General features: G+C 51.7%; 24 protein-coding genes. 8 read left to right on the top strand and 16 right to left on the bottom strand.

Annotation, left to right across the window (positions count from 1 at the left end; genetic code table 11):
• Positions 1-126: 126 nt before the first annotated feature.
• Positions 127-1596, top strand: coding sequence for a hypothetical protein (locus VFA09_24425; protein HZU70440.1), 1470 nt, complete (start codon positions 127-129; stop codon positions 1594-1596).
• 263 nt (positions 1597-1859) lie between these two features.
• On the opposite strand, the gene VFA09_24430 is transcribed toward VFA09_24425, so the two are convergent.
• Entirely contained in the window at positions 1860-2897 is a 1038-nt protein-coding gene (locus VFA09_24430) for a hypothetical protein (protein HZU70441.1), read from the bottom strand.
• A gap of 165 nt (positions 2898-3062) precedes the next feature.
• Here VFA09_24430 and VFA09_24435 point away from each other — a divergent pair, with 165 nt between their 5' ends.
• Together VFA09_24435 and VFA09_24440 are read left to right on the top strand one after the other, a co-directional pair.
• Complete coding sequence (locus tag VFA09_24435; GenBank protein ID HZU70442.1) at positions 3063-3206, top strand: hypothetical protein; 144 nt, start codon at positions 3063-3065, stop codon at positions 3204-3206.
• Positions 3203-4123, top strand: a complete 921-nt coding sequence (locus tag VFA09_24440) for a class I SAM-dependent methyltransferase (protein ID HZU70443.1) — start codon at positions 3203-3205, stop codon at positions 4121-4123. The genes VFA09_24435 and VFA09_24440 overlap by 4 nt, the downstream gene beginning before the upstream one ends.
• A 232-nt stretch (positions 4124-4355) precedes the next feature.
• Here the strand turns inward: VFA09_24440 and VFA09_24445 are convergent, their stop codons facing one another.
• From VFA09_24445 to VFA09_24465, 5 genes are all read right to left on the bottom strand, one after another.
• Entirely contained in the window at positions 4356-5576 is a 1221-nt protein-coding gene (locus VFA09_24445; protein HZU70444.1) for a glycosyltransferase family 2 protein, read from the bottom strand.
• Positions 5567-7096 (bottom strand): hypothetical protein, encoded by a 1530-nt coding sequence (locus VFA09_24450; protein ID HZU70445.1) that lies wholly within the window; start codon positions 7094-7096, stop codon positions 5567-5569. Before VFA09_24450 ends, VFA09_24445 begins: the two co-directional genes overlap by 10 nt.
• An 11-nt stretch (positions 7097-7107) precedes the next feature.
• Positions 7108-7242 carry a hypothetical protein gene (locus VFA09_24455; GenBank protein HZU70446.1) on the bottom strand — a complete coding sequence of 45 codons (135 nt, stop codon included), beginning with the start codon at positions 7240-7242 and terminating at the stop codon, positions 7108-7110.
• A 28-nt stretch (positions 7243-7270) separates the two neighbouring features.
• Positions 7271-8308: a hypothetical protein gene (locus VFA09_24460; protein ID HZU70447.1), complete on the bottom strand. Its 1038-nt coding sequence runs from the start codon at positions 8306-8308 to the stop codon at positions 7271-7273.
• A 112-nt stretch (positions 8309-8420) separates the two neighbouring features.
• Positions 8421-9443, bottom strand: a complete 1023-nt coding sequence (locus VFA09_24465; GenBank protein ID HZU70448.1) for a hypothetical protein — start codon at positions 9441-9443, stop codon at positions 8421-8423.
• Positions 9444-9856: 413 nt separating this feature from the next.
• Between VFA09_24465 and VFA09_24470 the strand changes: the two genes are divergently transcribed.
• Together VFA09_24470 and VFA09_24475 are read left to right on the top strand one after the other, a co-directional pair.
• Positions 9857-11020, top strand: a complete 1164-nt coding sequence (locus VFA09_24470; GenBank protein ID HZU70449.1) for an NAD(P)-binding domain-containing protein — start codon at positions 9857-9859, stop codon at positions 11018-11020.
• 32 nt (positions 11021-11052) lie between these two features.
• Positions 11053-12324 carry a hypothetical protein gene (locus VFA09_24475; GenBank protein ID HZU70450.1) on the top strand — a complete coding sequence of 424 codons (1272 nt, stop codon included), beginning with the start codon at positions 11053-11055 and terminating at the stop codon, positions 12322-12324.
• A 61-nt stretch (positions 12325-12385) separates the two neighbouring features.
• Here the strand turns inward: VFA09_24475 and VFA09_24480 are convergent, their stop codons facing one another.
• Both VFA09_24480 and VFA09_24485 read right to left on the bottom strand, forming a co-directional pair.
• Positions 12386-13393 (bottom strand): Gfo/Idh/MocA family oxidoreductase, encoded by a 1008-nt coding sequence (locus VFA09_24480; GenBank protein ID HZU70451.1) that lies wholly within the window; start codon positions 13391-13393, stop codon positions 12386-12388.
• 60 nt (positions 13394-13453) lie between these two features.
• The gene (locus tag VFA09_24485) at positions 13454-14572 is read right to left on the bottom strand and encodes a DegT/DnrJ/EryC1/StrS family aminotransferase (GenBank protein ID HZU70452.1); all 1119 of its coding nucleotides are present in this window, start codon (positions 14570-14572) and stop codon (positions 13454-13456) included.
• Between the two features lie 345 nt (positions 14573-14917).
• Here VFA09_24485 and VFA09_24490 point away from each other — a divergent pair, with 345 nt between their 5' ends.
• Positions 14918-15586 carry a sugar transferase gene (locus VFA09_24490; protein HZU70453.1) on the top strand — a complete coding sequence of 223 codons (669 nt, stop codon included), beginning with the start codon at positions 14918-14920 and terminating at the stop codon, positions 15584-15586.
• 46 nt (positions 15587-15632) lie between these two features.
• Here VFA09_24490 and VFA09_24495 read toward each other — a convergent pair whose 3' ends face one another.
• The 3 genes from VFA09_24495 to VFA09_24505 all read right to left on the bottom strand — a co-directional run bounded on the left by VFA09_24495 (position 15633) and on the right by VFA09_24505 (position 18325).
• On the bottom strand, positions 15633-16079 hold the full coding sequence (locus VFA09_24495) for a hypothetical protein (protein ID HZU70454.1): 447 nt from the start codon (positions 16077-16079) through the stop codon (positions 15633-15635).
• A 417-nt stretch (positions 16080-16496) separates the two neighbouring features.
• A complete protein-coding gene (locus tag VFA09_24500) occupies positions 16497-17237 on the bottom strand; it encodes a response regulator transcription factor (protein HZU70455.1) in 741 nt (246 codons plus the stop codon).
• A 158-nt stretch (positions 17238-17395) separates the two neighbouring features.
• Positions 17396-18325: a response regulator transcription factor gene (locus VFA09_24505; GenBank protein ID HZU70456.1), complete on the bottom strand. Its 930-nt coding sequence runs from the start codon at positions 18323-18325 to the stop codon at positions 17396-17398.
• A 241-nt stretch (positions 18326-18566) separates the two neighbouring features.
• Here VFA09_24505 and VFA09_24510 point away from each other — a divergent pair, with 241 nt between their 5' ends.
• Positions 18567-19499 (top strand): diacylglycerol kinase family protein, encoded by a 933-nt coding sequence (locus tag VFA09_24510; protein HZU70457.1) that lies wholly within the window; start codon positions 18567-18569, stop codon positions 19497-19499.
• Position 19500: 1 nt separating this feature from the next.
• Positions 19501-20151, top strand: a complete 651-nt coding sequence (locus tag VFA09_24515; protein HZU70458.1) for a lysophospholipid acyltransferase family protein — start codon at positions 19501-19503, stop codon at positions 20149-20151.
• Between the two features lie 13 nt (positions 20152-20164).
• On the opposite strand, the gene nth is transcribed toward VFA09_24515, so the two are convergent.
• From nth to VFA09_24540, 5 genes are all read right to left on the bottom strand, one after another.
• Positions 20165-20881: an endonuclease III gene (gene nth, locus VFA09_24520; GenBank protein ID HZU70459.1), complete on the bottom strand. Its 717-nt coding sequence runs from the start codon at positions 20879-20881 to the stop codon at positions 20165-20167.
• A 95-nt stretch (positions 20882-20976) separates the two neighbouring features.
• Positions 20977-24027, bottom strand: coding sequence for an FHA domain-containing protein (locus tag VFA09_24525; protein ID HZU70460.1), 3051 nt, complete (start codon positions 24025-24027; stop codon positions 20977-20979).
• A gap of 166 nt (positions 24028-24193) precedes the next feature.
• Positions 24194-24547 (bottom strand): SAP domain-containing protein, encoded by a 354-nt coding sequence (locus tag VFA09_24530; protein HZU70461.1) that lies wholly within the window; start codon positions 24545-24547, stop codon positions 24194-24196.
• Positions 24548-24570: 23 nt separating this feature from the next.
• Positions 24571-25446, bottom strand: coding sequence for a ParA family protein (locus tag VFA09_24535; protein ID HZU70462.1), 876 nt, complete (start codon positions 25444-25446; stop codon positions 24571-24573).
• A 219-nt stretch (positions 25447-25665) separates the two neighbouring features.
• Positions 25666-26955, bottom strand: a complete 1290-nt coding sequence (locus VFA09_24540) for a choice-of-anchor P family protein (GenBank protein HZU70463.1) — start codon at positions 26953-26955, stop codon at positions 25666-25668.
• Positions 26956-26983: the final 28 nt, after the last annotated feature.

Raw genomic sequence — 26983 nt, forward strand, 5'->3', positions numbered from 1 at the left:
AATCCGGCAACAGAGACGGGCCGATGATTGTTTTTCACAAAATAATTCAGCAATGGTTGGTTCCCTAAGCGGGCGATGAATCGGCGGTGGGCACGATCAATTGCCCCTACGGAAGGATTTTTTTTCATGTATAAGCCAGGCGCGAAGACGATCATGAGGCGCTTAAAAATCGGTGTGATCCCTATGCTGGCAATCTTCCTTGTGGGATGTTCGTCCGGCATGGCGGTAACGTCCCCGTCACAACAAGCCGGGCAGCATACGGCAAGAAAAGGGACAGTGTACTATGTTTCTAAAAATGGAAACAATACCAGTGGTACATCATGGAAGACGGCATGGTCTGAGTTAGGGAACATAAACTGGATGGTGGTCAAGCCGGGAGATACCATTGTATTAGATGGAGGTGCCAGGCAAATGGTCTATACCACCACGCTCACATTAGAGAAAAGCGGCTTGCCTGGAGCGCCGATTACCATTAAACGCTCTACCGACCTGGGGCATAATGGGACGGTGGTTATCTTCGGCGGTAGATCGCAACCACTGCCGTATTGTGGTGAATCCCCAGCTTCGTATCACCTGCGCAGTCCGGTGCTGAGTACCGGTATCGAGGCAGGCAACGCCTCATGGGTGACGGTTGATGGCATGGCATGGCACGGCATTCAAATACACGGCGCCGGATGGCTGGGCGGTATAAGTATGAGAAATATGAGTATAACATCGGGTCATGATATTTTCCGCGATATGGAGATTTATGATAATGGCTCGGCGTTTCTCACGCAGACAGATGGCTGGAATCCTTTTGGGCCGGGAATAGATCCGCAAGGGGCAAATGTGACGTTTGAGGACATGGACATTCATGATAACGGGGCCAACGCTTTTCAATCGGGTGGGCCGCTCAATGGAATGCTGGTACGAGATACCTGGATGCATTTTCTACGCACGTTTCCAGGTCACCCGAGTACGTCATATAATCTCTGCACGCATAATGATGGGTTTCAAATCATTAATGTCGCCAACCGGAATTCCGGACTGGATTTTGAGGATGATATCATCGGGCCGGGTGTCACCAACGCGATTATCAATAGTGACTCTGGGCACGCCTCAAACGTGAGAGTGAGCAATGTTTTGATCCTGGACCCGGGCAGTAACGGCATTTTTCCCGATACGGCAAAAGTGACAAACTGGGTCGTTGATCACGTGACATCTATCGCGCAAAACGGGAACCTGGCCCTGGCAGGTAGCGGAAATAGCGTGATGAATTCCATCTTTTATGATGGATATATGTATGAACATAATTCTGGCGGGCCGCTAGGCGCTTTGAATAGTGTCGCGCTATCGGTGAATAACTGCCAATGGCAAACAGCGAATGATGTGGCCGGGATAGAGGGCCAGATAGCCAATCCGGAGTTTATGACAGATCTCTCGTCCTATCCCGCGCACGCAAACGGGACCGACCCGAACCTGAGTGGTACGGATAGCTATCCGACGATAGATTTTCTCGATCACGCGGATTTCTCCCTGCAAGCAGGCTCACCCTGTAAAGGGGCAGGCTCCAGGATTACCTCGGTTTCTCAATTTCTGAGGATGGTTGCCGGCTGATATGGAGCTATAGAAAGCGGTGTGTGAGGACGGGGCCGATCAATCGGCGATGTGTACGATAAATCGGCCCCTACGGGCCGTAGCAGTCCGTCAAACGTCATTTGACCGATTTGAAATAGCTTCAGCAGCGTTGCCAAAAGCGCCAAACGAAGGTTGGCGGACTGGTAGGGGCCGATTCATGGAGTATTTCAAGTTCGATGCAAGAGATGCGATGGGATAGGCAAAAGCGGCGTCCCCGCGAAAGGGTCGATTCATAGAGTGTTTCAAGTTCGATACTGCTGGATCAGGGTTTTCAAGGCGTAATACTGGGGTCTGGGCGAATTGTTGTGGACATCAAACAGGTCAAGTCGCCCATAACCTGCGTAGCTCGCGGCATCAAATTGACAGGCGAAAGCAACACCTGCCAGGGCCATGGCTTGAATGGCGAGAGCTGTGAATGTGGTAATAAACGTGGCGTCGTTTCCATAAGCGGGCGGTGGATTGCTCCCATCAGCATTCCATTCGCTAACGCCGATGGGCAACTCCTTACCGAGCGTTTCGCGTATCAGGGCGCGGATTTGTCGCGCGAGTTGACGCACGTTTCCTGCCTGGCCCAGGCAAACCTGCGCTATACGTTGCCAGCAGGCATACCAGTGAAAACTGATGGCATCCGGCAACACCCGCGAAGCCTTGACCCCTTGCAGAAATGCGTAGAGAAAGCCCATGTTGCCGGTAACCGGGCCAATAAATCGAGCGCGCGGGTTGATCTTGCGCAAGCGCGGGATGAGCGTATTCCATTGTTTGAGGTAGGTGTCAACGGAGATACCGCTGTAATCCGGCTCGTTACCAAACTCATACAGGTCGCAGCGCGAGCCGGCATAGGAAACAACATGGGTATCAAACGGGGCATTGAAGATGTTGACTAAGACGCCAAGGCAGGTCATGCCACTACGCTCGATGGTTTTTAAGCGTTGTTCGATCTGCGAATCGGTTGTGGCGCGATGATCAACCAGGCTTCTATCAAAGAAGAAGGTGCGCATAAGGGTGAAATGGGCAGATTGCAATGCCTGCTGCATGGGCGTGCTGGTTTCAATGTTATTGGCGCTCCATTCCTGGGTGTCATTTGTACCGAAGAGGAAGGAAGAGATGTTGTCCTTCCAGAGCTGCTGGCCCGGAAGCAATGTTGGCGGCGCTTGAGATGCCTGTGTAGAACCCTGCCCTGTATGCGAACAGGCGGCGCATACAAGGTAACAGGTGAATATGACTACAAGCTGGCGACGTTGTCTCCATACGGGAGCAAGAAGCGGTTTCACGCGCGGCATGTACCCCTCTCTTTCTGGCGATCTGTTCATCGCTCAAACTGTAGGAGACGGGGGTGGTGAGGAGATAGCGATGCGCGTCGTGATGCGGTTGAAACATGCCGCCGTTTCGATAGAAGCCACAACCAGCTGTTGAGCTTCCTTTATGCGAGGTTGAGGTAGCTGTACTTGCCGGCGCGGGGCATCACCGGCTTTACATGCCCATTTTCACGGGAGCATTACCAGGTGCTGCTACGCTTAGCGGTAGCGCGGGTGGCAGCAGGAGAAATGGATGAGCGTGGCGCGGTGACACAGAAAGGTAGTGTACGATGATCAAGTATGTGATGACGGCGACGGCACTGAAGTTGTTTTCCGCTACGCCGCAAACGAGGAGATTCTACCGCCAGCTGGGGAATGCGATTGGCCCGAGGGTGAGAAAGCATATCGGCCTCAATAAAATGTACCTGGATCGTGTGAGGTCTGTGCTGGATGTATGCAGGCAGCATGACGTGATTCAGCCAGGAGGGAAGCTATTAGAGGTAGGCACCGGTTGGCTGCACTGGGAATCCACGATCATCCGGCTTTTCTATGATGTGGAGATTACGTTATTTGATATCGTGGATAATCGCCAGCTGGCGGCTTACAAGCACTACCTTGGACAACTTGAGCAGGTGATTGATGAAGTGGTAGAGATGACGGCGGCAGAACATGAGCGCGTGCATGATTTACTGTGGCGTATTCTAAACGCTGATTCATTCGATGAAGTCTACGAAATGCTGGGTTTTCATTATGTCATTAATCCAGGTGGAACACTCAAGCACTTTCAGGACGAGTCTTTTACGCTCATTTACAGCAGCAATGTGCTTGAGCATATAGATAGGCGTATACTGCCGGATTTTATTCACGACTACCGGCGTGTATTGCAGCCGGGCGGCCATTCCATTGATCTGATTGATCTGAGTGATCACCTGTACTGGTATGACGAGCATGTTTCTATTAAGAACTATTTAAGATATTCGGATAAGGTATGGAGACGGTATTTCGAGAACGAGGTGCAGTATATCAACAGGGTGCAGCGGCCCGAGTGGCTTGAACTGTATCGTAACGCGGGGCTTGACCTGGTTGAGGAGGAGGCGATAACGGCGGACATCGGAAGCATGGACATTGACGAAGGCTACAAGCACCTGGACAACGAGGATTTGCGCTGTGTGACGCTCAGGGTTGTGCATCACAAACCACGGCTTCATTAATCGGCGCCCTGATGAATTTTGCCAATCGAATCAGGCAATGAGAGGCCTTCTGTGCCCCTGTCATTGAAGGGTCATGTCATTCTTCGCTGCGCTCAGAATCCCATGGCCCTTCAATGACAGGGGCATGTCATGCTGAGCGCAGCGAAGAATCTCAGCCGGGCGAGTGAGATTCTTCGCTGCGCTCAGCATGACATGGCCCGATGCGGTCATCAAAATTCATCAGAGTGTGTGGTCAGCCTGTCCGGCTAGTGCGTATCCACTCTGCGGTGTGCTTTTTGCTGTGCTTGAGTACGAGAAGCACCCATAGCTTCCAAAGCATGAATGCCGGCGCGTAAAGCAGAGACCTATAAACCGTTACGGGGGGGCGCAACAGCAGGAATACTGTGCTGACGTAGAAGGCCAGGCCGGCAATAAATGCGAAACTCAGCAGGAGTGCCGGCGGAAACGATAACAGGGCCGATAGGACGAGCGCCAGTAAAGACGAGCCTGCTAAAAAGGAAAGCGGCGGGGTCAGGAGTTCTAGCATAGCTTCAAAGCAGGCCCATGTGCGGCGTTGTAGGGTTGCTTTGAGCAGGTCGATGGCGATCTGCCAGGTAGTATTGCCGTTTCCCAATGTTTCCCATCGTATGTCCTGCGTGCGCATGGCGGCGAACGTGGTTGGCATGATCGAATAGATAATGGCTTCCGGTACGTAGCGCACGCGTTCGCCCTGCCGCACGAGGGAGAGGTAGTATTCGTAGTCTTCGGCAAGTGAGTATGCCTGCCAGGGATGACGTTGTAAGAGGCCGCTGCTGAAGCACATACCGTTGCCCGTAAGTGTGGAGGATGCGCCCAGGTATGTCCTGGCGAGGGGACGCACGTGGGCATGAAGGGCTACGGCGATCCAGCGCAGGGCGCTGCCGGGTGATGCGCTGGCATTCAGCACCGTCCAGCGTCCTTGCAGCGCCTCTGCTCCGCGTGCTAGCTCTCTTGCCATATGCTGCAAAAAAGCTGGTTCTGTTTCGGAATCGGCATCGATGATGACATATGCGTCATACGTTGAGGGGCTTGCCGCGATCTTTTGCAGCATCCAGTTGAGCGCATAGCCCTTGCCACGCCTGGCCGAGTCGCATCGTTCATAGACGCTAACGCCGTCAAAGCGGCGTGCCAGTTCTGCCGTGGTGTCGGTACAGTTGTCGGCGATGACGTAGACGGTGTAGCGGTCTTTGGGGTAGGCAAGCCTGGCAAGGCTCGTTAAGAGGTTGCCCAGCAGCAGCTCTTCGTTATGCGCAGGGACGAGGATGGCGAAGTTGTAACGGGGCGTTTCTTTGGCGCTGGGGCGAGTACCAGCGGCCTTGCGTTTTTGCGTGGCGACGATGGCGGTGAGCGAGAGGACGATCAGGTAAAGAATGGGGGCCGCGATCACTACCTCTGCTGCCAGCAGAAGCAATCTGAGAAGCTGGATCATGGACATGGTTGGGACGTTTCCTTTGCATGTTGTTTCTCTATCGACGGGAGTTTCATCAAGATGCCGGCCAACATGCCAACATAGATGACGTTGCGATAGAAAGAGAGTTGATAATCCGCGAAAGCGACCATGATCTCCATGATGATCATGCAGACAACATAGATGGCGATGAGCCGCAGGTACTGGTCGCGCAACAGGCGGGCGTAGAGGCACCCGCGCACGATGATGGCTCCGAAAAGATACCAGAGGGCGAGATAACCGAGCGGGCCTAAGCGCATCCACACCCAGTAGATGGTGTTGTGGGGTATGAAGTTGTAGACCGGGTCGTCCTTTGAAATGTCGATGAGCGGAATTGGCTCCAGGAATGGTTTGCCGAAACCGAGTCCTAATGGATTGAGCCTGGCGGTGTAGATGAGATCGAAATTTTCGGTGTCACGGTACAGGTTGGAGGCGGCATCGGAGGGGTCGGGGTGAAAAACTGAGACAATGGCGCGCGCGGGTTCGCTGAAGCCCCCTGCTCCTTTGTAAAAGAGTGCTACATAAGTGCTGCCTGGCAAAAGGGTGAGTAGCAGGAGGACGGCCAGTAATTTGCGCGCTTCTGGCTTGATGGCAAAAATAAGCGCCCAGGCGACCAGCAGTCCGACGAGAAGGGCGATGAAATCCGCGCGCCGGTTATTGGCGATCAGCGAAATAAGGAGGAACGGTAGAAGCGCGAGGGCTGTATAGAATTGCGGGTGGTATTTATAGTACAGGCTGAACAGCGCGATCAGCAGGAGGATGGATATCCAGAAATAGGACTCCTCATGTGACATGATCTGGTGATAATCGGCAAGGTCGCCATGTATGACGATGAAGTAGATGTACACACCTTCCAGGGCTTTGATGCCGGCGCAGGCGATGACGAGCCAGAAGAAGTAGCGTAGATGTAATCGAGAGCGAACCAGATTATAGGCCAGGAGATATCCCAGGAATAGATACCAGAACGATCTGACTTCATTGACGGTGATTTTCAAATTTCCGCCGGTCGCCAAGCCGTGTACTATGCCCCATACAATGCAGAGCAAGAAGAGAGTGAATGGAAGGATGAGTTGCCCGCCCTGCACCATTTTTTGCCGCTTGAGGAGGTTTTGAACGATCATGACGAGCAAGACGAACAGCATGAAGAAACCGATTGGCCGGTCTGGCAATCCTTGGAGGGCCAGTGGCCAGTAGAAGACAAACACATTGGGTGTGCCGCCGAAAACGAGCAAGGGATTTTGCTCAATGAGGAGCGTACAACTAAGTACGGCAAAGAAGCCAATTACAGGCCAGCGAAAGGTGAGGACGAGAATGATTGAGACCACCAGGAGTTGCACTGCAAGAAAGAATCCGGTGGATACCGCGGCGACAACCAGCAAAAATACAAGGCCGAGCATGCCACTAAAAAGTGACAGAAACAGCACCAGGTCACTCCGCTTGCGCTCAGAGAGCAAGAGAGCGACGGTGTCTCGCTTTTTTGGTGATGCAGTTGGTTGAAGAAGCTCCATGATAGCCCTTCTTATTTTTTTAGCGTGACATAGGCGATCATACTGATGGTTACGAGCAAGACGAGCAGGCGGGTTTTCTTATCATAGTCGCGAGAAATCAAGCCCAGGCTAATAAATACGGCGAACAATACCAGAATTGCTTGCATAATGACTCCTTTGCTACGCGAGTACCTGTTAAAGAATCTGCCGTATCCAATGAGGAACGTGGCTTTCCATGTGATTGAGAATGACGCCTCGAACAGGGAGATCTTTAATCCTCGCATAGGTTTCTTTCAACATGCTCTCAGAGATGATCTGCGAATGCGCAACGATAATGATCGACTCGGGTAAACAGGCGGCCAGGTAGCTATAACCGGCGGTAAGCATGGCAGGGAGATCAACGACCAGCAGGCGATTCTTGTCGCTAAAGATATTGTGCAGACCAACGCGCTGGATATGATGCAGCAATTTCATCGCGTCTTGCGAGCCATCACCGGCGGGGATTACTGTTAAATTGTTCTCGACCTGGTAACAAACATCCTCTGCCGTACATGATCCGCGCACGAATTCCGCCAAACCGGGAGCTTCAGGCAGGTGAAAGTACTTATGAAGGGTAGGGTTTTCCCAGTTACATTCGAGCAATGTAACTGGCTCTAGCGAGTCACGCGCTAACACCTGTGCCATTAATAGTGAGATGAGCGATTTTCCTTCGCCATCAATCGAACTGGTAAATCCGACGCTGCGTACAGGAGCGTGCTCATTGAAAAAAAGGGAGATGCACAACTGCCGGTAACGGTTTTGGAATATCTGAGCAGCCGCGGAATTTTGTTTATGTATTTTTGTGATGAATGCATTGTCCACGGGTGCCTTATTATGGACGATAACAGGTTGCGGCGGCGGAAGAGGTGTTTCAGCTATACGCTGTACCTCTCTTGATAGAGGCTGCGTAGCCGGCTGCTCATCATCTTCCAATGCAGGGTGTGTTCCGGCGGGATTCTTCGCTTCGGGAAGAATGACTTGAGTGGGCCTGTCGTCTACTTCCAATGCAGGGTGTGTTCTGGCAGGATTCTTCGCTTCGTTCAGGTTGGCATCAGGGTGCCTGTCATTCTTCCCGAAGCGAAGAATCCTTCGCGCCTCTTTTGAGAGGGATGTAGGGATGGCTTGTGTTTGCTCCGTGGACGAGTCTTCTTGTGTTTCACTAACCGGTACATTAGCATTGGAATTGCTTGCCATTATGGTCTCCTTATGATTCATCTGATTTGAACGTTCAGGCATAGATGATGCTCGCGATCTAGATGCTAAGTTTTTATCATCAAAATTGGGAAGAGCCTTGTGGCCATATGTGTTACTTATTCTCGCGCACTAGTTGCTCTCGCGCGGTATTTGGGATCAGGAGCGAAATGGTAGGAAGTGAGAGATTGGGCAATTGCATGACGACAGGAGGAGCAATAATATGTTGCAGCTCGACAGCAGAGTATATTGTATGGTCACGGCGGACGAGAATAACAAGGAAGAGCGTATCGGCCAGTAGGGCAAGAGCCAGGCCGGCCCCCCCACCGAGAAGATAGGATTTCAGGCGCGAAACCGGTCTATCGGGTAACTGGGGAGGGTCAAGAACCTGGAAGAGGCTGCTTACATTTGTCCCTTGCGCGCCGATTGACTGCTCGATGGTGTTAATGGTGGCCTGTATATTCTGCACGGTGAGTTGTGCCTGCACCCTGGTCGCATCGAGGTTAGCTAGTTGAGGATCATTCGCCAACTGGCTGGTGGGATGTGCTGATACGTAGCTGGCTTCAGCTGCGGCTGCATCATTGGCGCTTTTCTGAGCGGTAGCAAGTTGCTGTTGATAGCTAGCTAAGAGGTTGCGCCCCTCAGCAATTGATAAATCCAGGCTTTGCGCTCCATATTGCGAGATAATAGACGCTACGACCTGGCGAGCTATATAAGGATTTGCGTTCGTATAACTCACCGCGAAGAGATTATATGCCTGGGGAGTGACCACGACGTTCTTCGATAGGTCATTAAAAAGCGCATCTTCCAATAGCTGTGGATTGTCGGTGGTGGTCGAGTCGAGATTGAGTGTTGGAGCAAGATCAATACCCTTGACCACCGTATCAACAAACGCGCGGGTCTGGAGCAATTCGCTAAGAGCTGTTGCCTGCGTTTGGGCCGGCGTAGATGTCAGATCAGCCTCGGGGCCAGTTGCGCCGATGACCGCATAGCGATGCAAAGCCCATAGTGATGCCGTTGATTGATAGGTTCGCGGAACCATAACGTAAATGACCGCTACCCCTACCATAGGCAGCACGACCAGAAAGATCAAAAATCGTAAAGGATAGCGAAAAAAAACCTCTAGAGTCCGTCTCATGATTGTCTATCCCTCTAAACGTCGTTCTTTGTAGGGGCGTACCGCGTGACGAGTGCGATGAATGATTATGTGCTAGATACATCTGCACTCTACACAAATTCGCACGCTACGGTCGCCCGCCTTTCACTAGCTAGAGAGAAGGATACTCTCGATAGAGAAGCATAGCGTGTGTGGTGGGCGTGTAAATCAGGTGGAAAGGGATGCGCTGAAGTACAGAAAATATTACCGGGCAAGCCGGCTTCCGGGTAATGACTCTGCACTTTTCTTCTGCAAATAGTATGACTTCTCTACCCCCATAACTACTATATCAACACTTACCGGTGCTAATTTGATGATCAGGTCATGGGGCAGGGCGCAAGTGAAGCGATGCACGAATATGTTACATGGTTGATTCTCTATCAAAGGAGACAAAAGTGAAGAACGGAACAACAGTAGTTGTCGGAGCCGGGCCCTATGGGCTTGCGGTGGCCGCCCATCTCAAAGGAAAAGGTGTCCCGGCACAAGTATTTGGAAAGCCTATGGAACTCTGGCAAAAAATGCCGGCAGGTCTATGCCTGAAGTCGATCTGGACAGCCTCGTCTATCTCTGATCCTGCCGGTAAATATACCATCGACCGTTACTATGCCCTGAATAAACTTCCCCGCCAGGAGCCAATTCCGCTGCGCAATTTTCTGAACTACGCGCTCTGGTTTCAGCAGCAAAATGTGCCCGATCTTGATGAAACGTACGTGGAGCGGCTTGCTGCTGATGGTAACGGTTTTCGCCTGGAACTTGCTGATGGCCGGTCAATCGAGGCGGAGAAGGTGATTGTCGCAGCAGGCATTTCCTCGTTTGCCTACCTGCCCGAGTACGCGCGAGACCTTCCTGAGACCCTGGCCGGTCATACAGGGACAAATAAAGATCTTTCCGCCTTTGCCGGCCGCTCGGTGGTGGTGATCGGCAACGGGCAGAGCGCGCTGGAATATGCGGCGCTCTTAAATGAGGCCGGAGCAAATGTAGAGCTGATTGCACGAGGGCCTGTGCGATGGCACACGAAAATGCTGTACGAAAAGACTGGTCCGGCCAAACATATCTTTTACCCTCCCGGAGATGTTGGGCCTCCGGGTATCAACTGGCTAGTAGCTTTCCCCGGGTTGTATAGTCGTTTACCTGATGCGATCAGAATGCGGCTACACCGGCGTGCTGTGTTGCCTGGGGGATCGAAATGGTTGCGCCCGCGTGTCGAGGGACATGTGCGCATTACCGAGAAAACGCAGGTGGTGAAGGCAACGCCTTGTGGAGAAAGGCTGCATCTTGTATTGGATGATGGCACTACGCGCAATATCGATTATATGATGCTTGGAACGGGCTATAAGGCTGATGTGCGCAAATTGAGCTTCCTTGATGCGAGTCTGCTGCAAAAAATACAGGTGAGGAACGGCTATCCAATCCTCAATGAGGACTATGAGTCATCTGTAGCAAACCTGTATTTTGCCGGTATGTTAGCAGGGCATACCTTTGGTCCCACCTGCCGCTTTGTGTCGGGGACGAAGGCGCTCGCTCATCGCATCGCGAGTGGCGTAGCGCGGTCTTCGTAAGTGAGCCGGTTTCACCTAAGAATAGGGAAGCAATGTCCATTTTTTCGCACAGGAGAGTACTGCAAATAAGCGATCAACAGCGGGGTGGCGCGCCGGTTGAGCCTGCTTTCGATGTTATTTTTGAGGCTCCGGCGCCCACCCGGCAAACCGGCGCAGTTGTTTTTGGCGGCGATTTTCAAGGGTTGGGCATAGCGCGCAGCCTGGGAAGGCATGGCATACCCGTTTGCGTGGTCGATAATGAGTTCTTTATCTCACGCTTCTCTCGCTATACCACCCATGCCATCCGGGTAGCAGACCTGCGCGATGAACAGCATGCAGTAGAAGCCGCGCTTCATATTGGCCGGAAATACAATCTCAAGGACTGGATACTGTATCCAACTCGTGATGAAACGGTGGCGGCTTTCTCCCGCTATCGTTCTCAGCTCATGCAGTTTTTTCGCGTTCCAACGCCTGATTGGGATTCTATTCAATGGGCGTGGAATAAAAGGAACACGTATCAACTTGCGCGGGAGCTAGGCATTCCTACGCCGCGTACCTGGTATCCAGCGGATGTTGGCGAGCTGGAAGCGCTTGAAGCAGCACTACCACTGGTAATAAAGCCAGCGGTGAAAGAGCATTTTATCTATGCAACCAGGGCCAAAGCCTGGCGAGCTGATACCTCGGCGCAATTACGAGAGCGTTTTTCGGAAGCCCTGCGCCTGGTTGGGCCTGGGGAAGCGATGATCCAGGAACTGATCCCTGGCGATGGACAGCAGCAATATGCATATTGTGCGTTCTTTAAGGACGGAAAGGCTATTGGCAGTATGACTGCCCGGCGACGACGCCAACACCCGCCCGAGTTTGGCCGAGCGAGTACGTTTGTGGAGACGGTCGATCAGCCGCTGCTAGAGACCTATTCAGAACGTTTTCTAAGGGAGATCAACTATTATGGGCTTGCGGAACTGGAATACAAACTTGATGCTCGCGATGGGCAGTATAAGCTCCTGGACGTGAACGCGCGCACCTGGGGCTATCATACGCTTGGGCAGTGTGCCGGTGTCGATTTCCCATACATGCTGTTTTGTGACCAGTTGGGTGAGCCGCTGCAAACCTCTCGCGCCAGATCTGGCGTCAAATGGATTCGCCTCGTTACCGATCTTGCAACCGCGTTGGTCGAGATCAAGCGAGGCAATCTAGATTGGCAGAATTACCTGCAAAGCCTGAAAAACTTCGATATCGAATCCGTTTTCTGCCGCGATGACCCATTGCCTGCTGTAGTAGAGTTGTTACTTGTTCCATACTTATTTATGATGCGTGGTTTTTGAGACCACCAGATAGCGGGTGACCATCAGGGTACGTCTGCCCCTACGATGGTTAGCAAATAAGCTAGACGGCTACCGCATCACGCTGTCTTTCTCGATCTTCCAATACTTCTTGTACTGCTGCCAGTACCTTCACCACTTCTAATCCTACTCCGCCGTGGGCGCGGGGTTGTGTTCCTGTACGGATAGCATTTGCGAAATCGGCGCATTCCAGGTGCAAGGGTTCGATCCAGTCGATATGAGGAATGGTGATAGCGCCATAACGGTAGGAAACAACGGGATCAGCGTGAACATCGGCTCCTTTATTGTAAATCTTGATCATCTCTGCCGGATTGGTATCATCATAAACTACCATACGAGCGTCGCCTATCACGGTTACGCGGCGAATCTTACAGGGATGCAGCCAGCTCACATGGATATGGGCAATGACTCCATGCGCGAATCCCAGGTCGAGATGTGCAATATCATGGATGTGTGGTTGTACATGCGCGTGTGCCTGGACGCGGATATCGCGGGGCTTTTCGCCCAGTAAATAGAGTAGTATTGAGACATCGTGCGGGGCGAGATCCCAGATCACGTTGATATCGTTGCGGAATAAGCCCAGGTTGAGCCTTTCTGCCTCGATGGAATAAATTCTCCCCAGGTCTCCGCTTTGTATCAATTTGCGCAGTTCGATCACACCAGGATTATATTCAAACGTGTGCCCTACCATCAGGATACGCTTGTGTTCGGCGGCAAGGTTGACAAGTTCTTGCGCTTCCTGGACGTTGGCGGTCAGAGGCTTTTCGACCAAAACATGTTTGCCATGCAGCAGGGCCGCGCGCGCCAGCTTGTAGTGAGTACGAACCGGTGTCGCGATCACGACGCCGTCGACGTCTGAGCGAAATATATCTCCTGCATCTGTCGTGGCCTGTATCCATGGTTGGTTTAATTTGAGTGAGGCTATGCGGTTCGCATCCGTATCGGCCATCATGGTCACGGCGGCGTGCGGCAAAGAATCCAGGTTGCGCGCAATTTTAGGTCCCCAGTATCCGCAGCCGATTACTGCAAAACGTAAATCTTTTGCTATCATTCTACCTGTCCTTTTGAAATATCACATGTAGCTTCACGCCGCATGTTTCTCAATATCCGTCTATAAGCTCGCCACGCCCGGTACGCAATATTTCTTAACCGCGTTGGCTACCACCTGTATCTTTTCTGCTGTCAATTCGGGGTACATCGGTAAAGAGACAATGCGCTTCATCGCCGCTTCTGTAACCGGCAGCATTCCTTGTGAATATCCGTAGTGCGTACAGGCGGGTTGCAGATGTAGAGGAATAGGATAGTGGACACCTGTAGCGATACCTTCCGCCTCTAAAGACTGGCGGAAACGGTCGCGTTCCTGTACCTGTATTACATAGGTGTAGTAGACGTGCGTTGCCCAGGGTCTTTCAACCGGTAGTCCCTCAACAAACCCCTGGAGCAATTTTGTGTAAAGCCGGGCGTGTTCGCGGCGCGCAGCATTCCATTGTTCGAGGTGTGGGAGCTTGACGTGGAGGATGGCGGCCTGCATTTCGTCCAGGCGCGCATTGACACCAGGCACGTCGTGATGGTAACGCGTGCGGGAGCCATGGTCGCGCAACATGCGCAACTTTTGCGCTAGCCCGGGGTTATTAGTGACGCATATACCAGCTTCTCCGTATGCTCCCAGGTTTTTACTGTAGTAGAGGCTAAAGCATCCAATATCTCCCAGGCTGCCGACTCGTTGCCCGCGATAGGTTGCTCCGTGGGCCTGGGATGCATCTTCAATCACATGCAGTCCATGCGCTTCCGCGAATGCCAGGACGGGCCACATATCTACGGGATGTCCGAAGAGATGGACAGGCAGGATAGCACGCGTGCGAGGCGTCAAAACATCCTCGAGCTGCCGCCAGTCAAGGGTATATGTTTCGGGGTCGATATCCACAAAGACGGGAGTAGCCCCTACCAGGGCAATTGCTTCTACAGTCGCGATAAAGGTATTGGCAACCGTTATGACTTCATCGCCCGGCCCGATTTCGCAACTTCGCAAAGCGAGCGCCAGGGCATCAGTACCCGTTGATACTCCGATTCCGAATTCGCAACCGCAAAAGGTCGCGAATTCCTCTTCAAAGGCCTGGCTATATGGGCCGAGAAAAAGCTGCATATGCTCAAGCACATCTTCGAGTACCGTGATCACATCATGCTTGATTGTCTCATATTGAGCGCGCAGGTCTACTAGTGGTATCTGCATATGGAAAGTTGCTCCTTCATAAATAGCCATATTCTGTGATCGCAAATATTCCCACACTGTTGGCACTCTAACATCCTCGCGTTTCTGTTTGATGCCAATGAGGGTTGAAATGGAGTTGCGCGCTTTCTTCTTGTGTTTAGAAAATCCTACCATGGCGCGATCAATACGACAAACTGGTGCTTCCTCACCAGATTGCCGGTGAGCTGTATCAGAGTGATAACCAGGTCCCTCTTGAAGAATCCATATCTCTATAGCTGCCTGCACCGGTTATTCACCTGGCTCATTTATGCTTGGGAATACGTAGAAGTGAGATAGTATCGCTCGCAGAGAAAGGGAAGCTGATCAATGTTTGTTCAGACATCATCTATTCAGGCCATCTCTATAAATACCGTTTATTTGAGGGCAAAACGTATCCTTGATATTATTTTCACCTTGCTTCTCATTGTGCCCCTGGCAATCGTGTTTGCTTTTGTTGCGGTAACGATTTGCCTGGATTCAGGCGGCCCAATTTTTTTTCGCCAAAAGCGAGTAGGATTGAACGGCAAAGAATTTACCTTGCTCAAATTCCGAACGATGCATCACCATAGTGACGAGAGCATCCACCGCCAGGCTATCGAGCTATACATGCAGGGGGAAGCGCTTGGCGAGGGGAATTCCATACAGTTTAAACTACATAATGATCCACGGATTACGAGGATAGGCCACTTTCTTCGTAAGACGAGTATAGATGAACTGCCTCAATTCTGGAATGTATTATGTGGTGAGATGTCGCTGGTCGGCCCTCGCCCTCCGGTGCCTTATGAGGTGGAAAAGTACAGCCCGAATGATCTGCTGCGTTTAAGTGGAAAGCCGGGGTTGACTGGTATATGGCAAGTCTATGGCCGCAGCCGAGTGACCTTTCAAGAGATGGTAGAGATGGATATTGCGTATCTCCGGCGCCAATCTATCTTACTCGATCTGAAGCTTATTTTGCTTACGGTGCCGGTCATGGTCTTAGGGCGTGGAGGAGCATAGTACGCAAAATAGCCCATTCACAAGCCTGTACCAACTGGGAGATCAGTTATTCCTGATTCTGTTGGTTTTCTAGCATGTACATAATAGTCATGACCATTACATCTATAAAGGCCGGGTTAAGAAAGGGTCGCTGCCCGAATATCCTGGCCTTACTGCGTTGGTAATGCTCAAATCGTCGAATAACTAAACGGATTGTAACCGGACTGACTAAAACCGGGAAAATAGACCGTCCTAACAACCGGCTCATTGTTTCAAGAATGGATATGTCCTCGTGATCGGAAATAGCAACGGTTACTACGCCGCGTGCTGAACCAATTACAACACATTGGTATTGCTTCATCAAGGACAGCGAGAGCGTTTCACGATAGCGTTCGGGTATTCGCCGGAGGGTATTGTAGTAGGGGATCGCCTTATCATGACCAGTATCTGCCATGTTTTTCATCTCTCCCATGCCATTTAGGGGCCCATCAGAGATTGGTAGTTTAGAAATCATCTCAGGTCTACTTTCCTCGCCAGCCGAGAAGGACAGACACCAGGCGCTGTCCCTCATGAATTGTGATGCCCGAATCGGGTTGCCCGGTAGGGACAGCGGCTTGTCCCTGTCCGCGTCCCCCCAGACTGGGGCAGGGACAAGCCGCTGTCCCTACCGCCCTAAATGCAGTAGAGCATGGTTGATTGACTTGCTGCAAGTATACAGAATCGTCGTGTACATCAGATGTTTCTCTTGACTGAGAAATGGTATCAATATATGAAGTGGAGTGAAGGAGTCATCACATCTGGAGAGAGATGCTTCGCTGCGCTCAGCATGACAGGCCCCGGAGACAGCCAGGTGTCTCCGGGGCCTGTCATGCTGAGCGCAGCGAAGCATCTCTCTCCTTGATTATCGCTCTTTATCGAAGAAATAGCGATATCATAGAGAAGCGGCAAGCAGCGCATGGGCCGGTTCTTTGGCAGCCGGTTCTTCCACTGAACGGCGTACCAGGGTATAGCCTACACCGGGAACTGTCAAAATATAACGCGGCTGGCCAGGTTCTGGTTCTATTTTCTGGCGCAAATGACGAATATGCGCTTTAATTAAGCACGTATCGCCATCGTTACCAAAGCCCCAGATATGGGAAACGATCTGGTGCGAGGTGCAGACGTTGTTGGCGTTGACTGCCAGCAAGTACAGCAATTTGCTCTCCGTTTGTGTTAAGCGCACCTTTTTCCCATGAATGGTGGCTTCATTATGCAACGAATCAACAATAATCGGGCCGACTGTAAGGATGGAGGATGGCCGCTGTGCCAGGCTGGAGCGTCCCCTTCTAGAAACCGCGTGAATATGCGCCAGAAGCTGAGACGGGAAAAAAGGCTTGCGCACATAATCATCGGCTCCAGACTCCAGACAACGAACTTCGTCCTGGACATCTTTTCCATCGGTTACTACAATTACCAGCGCATCATGTTTGCTGCGCATGTCCCTGCACAACGTGAGCGCATCGATATCCTTCAATATATTGTCTATGATGACGAGATCTGGCTGTTCTTCTAGCCACACTCCTCTAGCCTGCTCTCCTGAATAGGCGCGATAGGCATCGTACCCCAGCGTTTTGAGCCAGCTCATGAGCATTTCAACCAGGTCTCTGTCAGGGTCGACAATCAACAATTTCATGGTAACCCCCGTACTTGATCATCGATCATATATCTCATGTATGACGAGTATATGGTTTCTTGCTAAGCTCTACATAACGAACTGTATTAATTAAAGCATAAAGCAAGATTACATTTCAATTCCTCATTTTCAGTAGATAATTTTCACTGCCAGGTTCTTTATTCATCGTTTCCCCTGTTTTCTCCCCCCTCAAATGAGGTATAGGTGACGGCCTGGGTGCGATTCTTGACATGCAGTTTGCGTAAAATGCTCTGCACATGTTTCCCAACGGTGTAGTGAGAAATGGAGAGCTGAGTGGCAATATCTTTATTACTCTGACCCTGGCGCATCAGGTGAAAAACCTTCTCTTCCTGAGGTGTCAGGGTTTGTAACGGAGTCGTGGAAGAGCCAACGAAAACGGGCTTTGCGGAAGGAGGTAGAGGACTAAGCAATGGTTCTTTCGATTTTGTACTGTTTAAGTCGTGCATAATTGATTCTGAGCGCAGCGAAGAATGACATGTCCCGGATATACCTGGGTGTGTCCGGAGCCTGTCATTCTGAGCGCAGCGAAGAATCTGCCCTTCGAGACTATCACCGCGACATGAAAGTTCGTTACATTTTTTGACGAGTTGATGAATAAGGTTATTTGCCACAGCAGGCAGCATTGTGGGCGCGCCTTGCAGGTAACCTAGCAGGATGTTCATGATTTCAACCGCGGGGATGTCTTTCGTGAGATAACCATCCGCGCCGCTCAACATGGCTTCTAGCAGTGTCTCGTTGGTCATGGTCTCGGAGAGTACGATGATGGAGAGATGAGGGTTTACTTGTTTGAGTTGAGGAATAATTGAAAGCCCGCTTTCGCCGGGTAAGGAGAGGTCAATGAAAATCACATCGAGGGACGTACTCGCGGCTACCGCAAGGGCGGCTGTGCTTGAACCGGCTTCGGCAACGACCTGAAATCGCTGTATCCTGTTGATGAGGTCTCGCAAACCATGCCGGAAAATTTCATGGTCATCGACGATGAGCACGCGCAACAGTTTTTCCCGTTGGGATACCCCTGGAGCATGCTGAAATATCTCTTGTTTATAGTGAGAATGGAAATGATCCATATGACTATGTCCTTTAAACGGGTTGTGAAGCTTCTAAATTTTCCATAACCTGCCAGGCTTCTATCACTGAACGTCGTAAAGCCGCTTCGAGCTTAGCAATACCGGTATTTTTCTTCCCATCAAACTATAGCTTGTTGATTGGCAAAATTCAATGGAAAAAGCGATAAAATTCTAATTGTTGAGCACCCATCCCTGTGATACAATTTTTAAGAAATGCGATGTCCAGGGAAGGAGACCTGATATGGAGACAGCTTCACCATCAACCCGGAATGCCGTTGTGATCCTTAATCCCGCCGCTAATCGTGGTAAAATGGAATATCATCGTTCAATTGTGCAGGAGCGCGCGCAAAAGGAACGGGCCCATTATGTGGAGACGACGCAAGCATGGCAGGCGAAGGAATTCGCTCTGGAAGCGGCCAGGAAGGATCGCCCCATTGTCGTGGTTGGTGGTGATGGTACTGTGCATGAGGTCGTCAATGGCATACTCGCTGCCGGAAGGCGCGTTCCGCTGGGGATTGTGGCGGCAGGTTCGGGCAATGATTTCGCCTGGAATACGCTGCGTTTGCCGCGAGACCCGGTTCAGGCAGTAGAGCGAGCCTTTCACGGCCAATCGGTAGACGTGGATGCAGGGCGAGTAAACGAGCGATATTTTGTCAATTCGTTCAGCGTGGGCCTGGACGCCGATATTGCTGTTGCGGCCAATCGCCTGAAGAAATACCCTCTAATGTCTGGATCGAGGCTATATTATATTTCGACGTTGAAACAATTGTTGTTTGGATATCATCGCTGTCCATGGTTATCTTTCACGCTTGATGGGGGTGAACAAGCGCCTGACTGTCAGAAGCAGGAGGGGCGATATGTTTTGCTGGCAGTAACCAATGGGCCGACATACGGCGCCGGTTTCCGCATCAATCCCAGCGCGGATCATACGGATGGTCTTTTTGATGTCTGTTTTATCAGATATACATCTTTGCTGAGGGCTTTACAGTTGTTGCCGGTGGTGCAGAAGGGTCAACATCAAGAGAAGCATGTTCCGGAGATTGGCTGTTGCCGGGCAAAGGTGGTGCATATTGAGAGCCAGAAGCCGGTCAATGCGCAAATGGATGGTGAGACATTCTGTGCGATCCGTTTCGACGCCGAAATTCTGATGGGCGCGTTGTGTGTAAGGATATGAAATGCTGTATCGTTTCTTGCGTAGATTTATCTGGGTGGTGACCCATTTCGCTTGTCGTTATGAGATACATGGTCGAGAGCGCGTGCCGGTGGATGGCGCGCTGCTGATCGTTGCGAATCATCCAAGCTGGTACGATCCGATGCTGTTGGGTGTTGTGGTTCCGAGGCGAGTCTGGTTTTTTGCCAAGTCTGAACTTTTTCGCTGGCCTCTGGTTGGCCTGCTCTGTTCCATGACCGGCCAGATACCGGTACATCGAGGCGAGAGTGACCGTGTTGCGCTGGAAAAGGGCCTGGTCTATTTGAAGGAGGGGCGGGCTGTCGTTGTATTTCCTGAAGGGGCGGTTGAGCGAGGAGGGCGGATGATGCCCGCCCGTGCGGGTGCTGCGATGCTGGCTATTCGCTCTGGCGCAACCGTGCTGCCTGTAGCGAACATAGGGACGCGCCCGGTCCTGCGTTCGTTGCGTCATTTCTTGCCGCGCGTACAGGTACAGGTTGGCGAGCCTTTCGTGCCGAGACTGCCGGATGGCGTTTCACGCAAGGTTGGCCTGCAGATGCTAACAAATGATATTATGACGCGCATTGCGGAAATGCTGCCGCCTGAACAGCAGGGCATATATATGAAGCTAGCACATGCCGAACTGGTGGGCGACTGAACGACCTTTTTTCTTACCGGCCAGATTCAGGCATATAAACGAGGCCGGATTTGGCGATAAAGGCGGAGGGGCAGAGATCGTTCAATGCGCACTCCTCACAGAGGGGTTTGCGAGCGAGACAGATGGCGCGCCCATGATAGATCAACATGTGCGAGAGGTTCAACCAGTCCTCTCGAGGAACAATCTTCATGAGGTCCTGTTCAACTTTGACGGGGTCTTCGTTGATGGTCCAGCCGAAACGCCGCACGAGGCGACCAACATGCGTATCGACGACGATTCCCTCGACGATGCCAAAAGCGTTGCCCAGGACGACGTTAGCGGTTTTGCGGGCGACGCCGGGCAGGGTGAGCAATTCGGCCATAGTACGAGGGACCTCGCCTCCGAAGTCGGTGATGATGCGTTGGGCGGCGGCGCGAATATTTCTGGCTTTATTGCGATAGAAGCCGGTTGAGCGAATATCCTGCTCCAGTTCTTCCTGGCTCACGCGAGCGTAATCTTCGACGTGGCAATACTTACGGAAGAGATCAGTGGTGACCATATTAACGCGCTCGTCGGTACATTGCGCGGAAAGCTGCGTAGCGATGAGCAATTCGAGCGGGTTCGAAAAGTTAAGACTGCATCTGGCATCGGGATAGAGCCGGTGCAGTTCGGCCAGGATGGCCTGTATGTGTTCGGGCGAGCCGGGTGTTGGCCCTTTGTAGGTCGATGGTGTAGATGTTTCAGATTGCATGTTGCTTTTCGTTCCTCATATGTTTTTGTGGCCTCATTATAGCATTTTTGTTGGCAGCTCCGAAGAGGACAGGCACTGTCCCTACAGGGAAGATATTATCCTCGCACATCCTTTCGTTTCAGGAATATGCCGGTAAGGGCGGTAAGAACGAGGATGGTGGCGGCAAGAGCGATCCAGGCGAGTGCGATACGCTGTATTCCATCTGCCTGCGTGTAGATAGAATACAGCGTCCCGTGATAGGTAGGGTCATTACCAAAGAGTTTGCCGCCGTCGATCTTGTCGCTATGTAAGCCAAACGAGGTGCCGAGGGCCGTCAAAGCCCAGCGCGATGGGAAAAGCGCGGCCATTCCCTGCGTGAACCAGTCCTTCAGTGGAATGATGGAGCCGGCAAAGATGACCTGTGGAATGATAACGATGGGGAGCAGGCTATTCGCTGTGTCATCGTTGGGTGAAGCTGCCGAGATCAGCAATCCGAGTATCACTCCGGCTATTGCGGCAAGCGCGAGTGTGATATATGTCTCTATGAATGGTTGCAGGAAGACGCTTTGCGAAAATGGTTCAAAGGCATACAAAATGAGGAGCATTGAAGCGCTTTGGAGCAGAGCCAGTATACCCAATACTGTTATTTTAGAAAGCAGGTAGGGCACGATGCCGAGATTGACGGCCCGCTCGCGCTGATAAATCGCGGCCTCTTTCACAATCTCACGCGTCCCATTGATGGTACCGAACAGCACGGCGAAGAAACTGATGAGGAAGATGACGCGTTGCGCATCGCCACTATCGGCGGGAACGATAAAATTTTGCAGAGCCTGATTTGTGCCGCCATGTGCCTGGGCATACTGCATACCATCAGGATCGGTATTGAGAAACGTGACGATTTGACTGCAATCTACCGTGGGAGGCAGTGTAGAGATATTAGGAAGCGCAAGTGGACCCGAGGAGGTGATGATCTCCGTCTGGCATTGGACAATATTGCCAGGACTGAGAATGCCGCCTCCGATTTCGAATCGAACCAGGAGCATGAGCAGCAGCGCGACCAGAGGAGCTTGCAGGAGCAGGATGCTGAGGTTGCTGGCATTATTTTTGAGCAATTCAACATGGCGCATGCTGAGCAGGATAAATTGCTTCCAGGGATTGCCGCGTTTCGAACGCTTTCCTTGTGTTGCTTTTGGCTTTTTTGGGGCTGAAATTGCGACCTTGCCCGTTGGTTCTTTTACATCGCGCAGAGGTTGCGCCACGTAGGTTTGATAATCTTTGGAGGTGCGGAAGTGCAGCTCGGCCTCTTCAGGGATGTCTCTATTCTCTTCGGTAGCTTCAAGATTGCTATAAATTTCCGCGAAATCATCTCTATTGAAGAAAATCTTTGCCTGGTCGGGAGGCCCGAAGTAAGCGAGAAGCCCACCCTGGGCCAGAAAACAGACGTAGTCGCAGGTACTGATGTTGCTCGTGGCATGGGTAACCAGGATAATGGTATGTCCTTTATCGGCGAGCTTGCGCAAAAGGAACATCATCTTCCGATCCAGTCCGGGGTCAAGACCAGAGGTGGGCTCGTCGAGGAAAAAGAGTGGGGGATTGGCCAGTAATTCCAGGGCGATAGAAACACGTTTGCGCTGGCCACCCGAGAGTTTTCTGATGAGCAGGTTGCGCCTCTCCGCTATCTCTACATCTTCCAGTACTTCTTCGATACGCTGCTGTATTTGTTCGTGTGTGAAGTCTTTCGGCAGGCGCATCTTTGCCGCATAATAGAGCGCGCGTTCAACGGTCAGGTCACGGTGGACGATATCATCCTGGGGGACGTAGCCGATCTGGGCGCTGAAAGCCGCGAGGTTGCGGTAATAATCCTGTCCATTGTAAAGCACCTGGCCGTCATCCGCCGGCCGCAGGCCGCTCAATGCGCCAAGCAGGGTGGATTTTCCGGCGCCGGAACCTCCAACGATGGCGACGAATTTACGCGGCGCAATGGAGAGGGAGATGTTGTTGAGCAGGGTCGTGCGGTTATGGCCATATTTTTTGAGGTTGAGTGCGTCGAGGCGAATGAAATTACTTTCGTCGTACTGAGCGAGCTGGTTGCCTTCGAAGATGAGCCGGTAAGGGCCAATACGAATTTCATCGCTCATTCTGAGCAGGTGGTTTGTGGCCTGTTGACCGTTGACGTAGATGTGATTCGTGCTATTCAGGTCGATGATGCGGTAGGTTCCGCCCTCTCGTAGCAGGCGCGCATGATGGGCGGAAACCTGGGGATGCGCCAGCACGACTTCATTATCTGGGAGTCTTCCAATGGTTACTTCCGCGTTACGCAGGCTGATCGGGCGTACCGGCGGCAATTCGTCCTCTGTCTCGCTTTTTCGGTCATGATAGGTAATGGTGACGAAAGTGCCATTCTCGTTGCCAATACGGAAGATATCTCCCTGGGTGAGCACTTTTCGGAAGTGTTCATCGCCACGGATTTTGCGGCCCTGATAGAGGAGTCCGTTGAGGGTTTTCTCACGCTCCTGATGTGGATGGATCAGGACGAACTGGTTGCCCTCGCGAACAATTTGCATATGCTGAGCTGAGACGCACTGGGCGGGTATGGCTATGTCGTTGCTGCTGCTCCTCCCGATACTGGTAACCGGTTTATCGAGTACGTAGACCTGCCTGTTACTGAAAGCATTGCTGCTGATTTCAATGGTTGGTAGGCCGAGAGAGGAGAGGGGCGCTATTTCCGTCTCATCTAGCCTGGTGCCGGGAGATACTGCCAGTTGAGTCGCGTTAGCTTCCGGCCTTAATGAGCGTGCTGTTGGTGCTTGCAGTGTAAGCGTATCAGATGGTTCTTTTTGCTCCTGGCGATGAAGAGAGATGAGGAAGGATGTATCTGTGCCTATTTCCACAAGGGTATGATCGCCAAGAGTGCTTGCAGTGATAGGACTTTTGTTGACGATGAGCGCGCTGGCTTGAGGGTGTTTTTCGATATGCCAGATTCCGTTTTTGCGGAGCAGGCGGGCATGAAATGGCGCGATAGCGGGATCATTGCTGATGACGATATCGTTGCCTGGATCGCTGCCAAGGGTGATGCTATGGCCCATCATGGGATAGGAGTTGCCTCGCAGAGGGCCTGTGAGGAACCAGACGGAGCCAGCGTTCTGAATTACCTCTTCTGTTGGCAAGTGCGACTCCTCTCTGCACTATGATTTGGAAGCGCAGCAAATTACCGATCAATGCATAAAGTGTATCCTCCGTAGGCCATTATATTGTAGTGCTGGCGCAGTAGCAAGATATAGGAAGAGACGGAAGGAATCATGGTTTTTATAGACTTTCAACCTGTTGATCTATCTACACATCCTGGATCGCGAACTGCTCGCTCTTGCCGCCTCTCGCCCTTGTCAGTATCCTCTTCAGCAGGTCAGCTTTTTTGCCGGCAGTTGAAAGATTCATACCCCTGGCAATCGTTTTTAGCTCATCTACTTTTTTCTTGTTCAGTTCGCTTTCGGTAAAAGACATCTCTGCTATGGATTGTGGGGGAAGTTCAGGCTGGCTGAAGTCTTCGAGTGGTGCAACATGCTGGGTGAGTTGCCCGCATTCGACATCTGGCATACGGCGGAGCAGGAGGACGACGTTGGCAAGCAGATCGGCGAGTTCGTGTGTTTTCATCTGTTCAAGCTCGGAGATGGTGAGACGCGTTTTCATAAGTGGCTCCTCATATTCACGTATTATTCAAATCGACTGGCTTCCCGGATTCTTTGCGAGTGGAAGTGATGGATGCGCGAGATAAATTCTCCGGCAACGTCCTGGAATTGGCGTTGTAATTTCCCCTGGTACTCGTTGGTGGAGTAGAGGGCGCTGATGGGCAGGTGGCCGTCGGCGGCAGCGGCAACAACGATACTATCGCTGATCGTATGCTTGAACACTTTGCCGGGATATTCGTAATAGACCTGGTTGCAATAGTCAGTGTGCAGCCGCGTATTCGCCTTGATGCGAGTCAGTATGATGCCGCCAAGTACCGGGCCGCTGAATGTTGCGCCACGTGGTACTGAAGCGAAGAGTTTGTTGACCGAGCGCTGTAACAGGCCAATACCGTAGGTTGAGAGGAAATCCGGCACGGTTGGAACCACATAGGCATCGCTGGCCCATAATGCATTCTTTGTCACCGGATTAAAATTCGGAGGACAATCACAGATAATGTAATCGTACTCGTCGCGAATATCATCAAGGTGACGCTGCAGGACGTTGTAGCCGATGAAATCCGCCAGGCGCAGGTCTACGTCGACGAGATCGGGATGCGATGGCAGCAGGTCGAAGCCGAAGATAGGCGCTTTCCCCTGGATGACATCTGGAACGATGGCATTGCGAATGGAGAAGCGCCTGTTGCTTTGCTCGAAGATGTTATAAGTGGTGCCGTTGCTGTCTTTCCACTGTTTCCAACGTTCCTGCTCCATCACATAGAAGGTGGCGCTGGCCTGCGGGTCGAGATCGACGAGCAGCGTTCTGCGTCCAAAGTATTTTGTCAGAGAGACAGATAGTTCAACTGCCGTGGTTGTTTTCCCAACACCACCCTTGAAATTGATGATCGTTACTATTCTAGCCATAACCCGTCCATGAAGTATTTCCAGGTTTGAGTTTGATGCAGGTATATACCTGGACGTAGAGGGAAGAAATGATTAACTACTGATTACTTCTTTCCTAAACATTCAAGATGGAGAATCGGTATGCCACGAAGTACGAACGCCAGGCAATCTAAACATGTCCGGCGTTCGTCTTATAGCTCGCACAGAGGATTACTACTCACCACGAATGGTGATTCACGATTAGAAGGTGTTCACGTGAGAGTCGGCATGCGCAATGATGATGTGTACTCCTATGGGAAGGCCATACGAGTTGTTTGCGGTGACAACAACATCGAAGGCGTTCACCGAGGCAGAGGCACGCGATGATGTGACTTTGAGCGTTTGCTCGTTCACGATAACGTAGCCAAGTCCTGCGATATCAATCCTCGTATTGGGTGCCGGATTAGCTGAAATCGGTACACCGTTTACCACCGCGTTAACCAGGCTGGTGGTGGCAGAGGCAGATCCCGAAGTGCTAAAAGCCGTCTTTGTGCTGCTCATAACGGTGTCAGCCGAGATGAGGCCACTGAGCAGGTCCAGTTGCTCGACTGTAGATGAGCTGTTGGCGTTCCCCCCTGCGGGTTGGATTTTTCCGAACGCGGTATCCGTGATTGTTCCGGTACTTCCTATGACCGGCACCGTGACGCTCGCCACGCTGTTCGTCTTGTTACCGCCAGAGCAACCAATCGATACGTTCGCAAAAGGCCCGCTCTTGACAAAATTTCTGTCGATCTTGTCGTAGGTAAGCAGGCCGTAAGCCCTGGCACCAACGATTGCCGGGAAACTGAGAACCGTAATACCACTTTCAGCATGCGCGATGAGAATGTGGGTGCCGATGGGTAGATTGAAGCCATTAGTTGTAGTCACAACTACGTCGATAGCTGTTACCGAGATGTGCGTCTGGGTATGGTGATTCACAGGACCAACCTGCTCGTTCAAAATGACGTAACCTAAACCGGGAAGTGTGATCTTTGTATTGGGAGCAGGAGTGCCGTTAATGTGATTGCCCAGAACCACCAGGTTCGTAAAGGTTGAATTGTTCGAGCTCGAAGCGCTTGAGCTTGTAGCTGTGCTCGCTGCGACAGCGTCTACTTCGTCAGCGCTAATCAGACCCGAAAGCACATTGACATTTTGCACATCAGAGCTTGCCTGAACGCTGACTGTTGACATCGAATAGTTTGTCGTGACTTTATCGACGAGCGAGCCGGATGTGGCGAACCCACTTAGCGATAAAGAACCCGCCGTGGCACTGACGGTCTTCGATGATGTATTACATCCCAGGCCTACAGGGAAGAGCGGCCCTACACTTGCTATATGCCCGCCCTTTGGGACCTTCAAATATCCCGCGTAAGCCGATCCATGTGCCACTGCGGGCAATACGCCACTACTAGACGTAACTTTGCTGGAAGCAAGAACTGGAGATGTTACTGCTGTCAGCATCAACAAAAATACGGAGACGAGTAGAAGTGTGAATCTCATTACAGTTTTCATGGTTCGTTCCCCCCTTATCAACTTTTGT

Source organism: Ktedonobacteraceae bacterium, from assembly GCA_035653615.1.
GTDB lineage: Bacteria > Chloroflexota > Ktedonobacteria > Ktedonobacterales > Ktedonobacteraceae > DASRBN01.

Coding starts and splice junctions, on each gene's coding strand:
- VFA09_24425 (HZU70440.1), top strand. CDS start 127: ATGTATAAGCCAGGCGCGAAGACGATCATGAGGCGCTTAAAAATCGGT.
- VFA09_24430 (HZU70441.1), bottom strand. CDS start 2,897: ATGCCGCGCGTGAAACCGCTTCTTGCTCCCGTATGGAGACAACGTCGC.
- VFA09_24440 (HZU70443.1), top strand. CDS start 3,203: ATGATCAAGTATGTGATGACGGCGACGGCACTGAAGTTGTTTTCCGCT.
- VFA09_24445 (HZU70444.1), bottom strand. CDS start 5,576: ATGTCCATGATCCAGCTTCTCAGATTGCTTCTGCTGGCAGCAGAGGTA.
- VFA09_24450 (HZU70445.1), bottom strand. CDS start 7,096: ATGGAGCTTCTTCAACCAACTGCATCACCAAAAAAGCGAGACACCGTC.
- VFA09_24455 (HZU70446.1), bottom strand. CDS start 7,242: ATGCAAGCAATTCTGGTATTGTTCGCCGTATTTATTAGCCTGGGCTTG.
- VFA09_24460 (HZU70447.1), bottom strand. CDS start 8,308: ATGGCAAGCAATTCCAATGCTAATGTACCGGTTAGTGAAACACAAGAA.
- VFA09_24465 (HZU70448.1), bottom strand. CDS start 9,443: ATGAGACGGACTCTAGAGGTTTTTTTTCGCTATCCTTTACGATTTTTG.
- VFA09_24475 (HZU70450.1), top strand. CDS start 11,053: ATGTCCATTTTTTCGCACAGGAGAGTACTGCAAATAAGCGATCAACAG.
- VFA09_24480 (HZU70451.1), bottom strand. CDS start 13,393: ATGATAGCAAAAGATTTACGTTTTGCAGTAATCGGCTGCGGATACTGG.
- VFA09_24485 (HZU70452.1), bottom strand. CDS start 14,572: ATGCAGATACCACTAGTAGACCTGCGCGCTCAATATGAGACAATCAAG.
- VFA09_24490 (HZU70453.1), top strand. CDS start 14,918: ATGTTTGTTCAGACATCATCTATTCAGGCCATCTCTATAAATACCGTT.
- VFA09_24495 (HZU70454.1), bottom strand. CDS start 16,079: ATGATTTCTAAACTACCAATCTCTGATGGGCCCCTAAATGGCATGGGA.
- VFA09_24500 (HZU70455.1), bottom strand. CDS start 17,237: ATGAAATTGTTGATTGTCGACCCTGACAGAGACCTGGTTGAAATGCTC.
- VFA09_24505 (HZU70456.1), bottom strand. CDS start 18,325: ATGGATCATTTCCATTCTCACTATAAACAAGAGATATTTCAGCATGCT.
- VFA09_24510 (HZU70457.1), top strand. CDS start 18,567: ATGGAGACAGCTTCACCATCAACCCGGAATGCCGTTGTGATCCTTAAT.
- VFA09_24515 (HZU70458.1), top strand. CDS start 19,501: ATGCTGTATCGTTTCTTGCGTAGATTTATCTGGGTGGTGACCCATTTC.
- nth (HZU70459.1), bottom strand. CDS start 20,881: ATGCAATCTGAAACATCTACACCATCGACCTACAAAGGGCCAACACCC.
- VFA09_24530 (HZU70461.1), bottom strand. CDS start 24,547: ATGAAAACGCGTCTCACCATCTCCGAGCTTGAACAGATGAAAACACAC.
- VFA09_24535 (HZU70462.1), bottom strand. CDS start 25,446: ATGGCTAGAATAGTAACGATCATCAATTTCAAGGGTGGTGTTGGGAAA.
- VFA09_24540 (HZU70463.1), bottom strand. CDS start 26,955: ATGAAAACTGTAATGAGATTCACACTTCTACTCGTCTCCGTATTTTTG.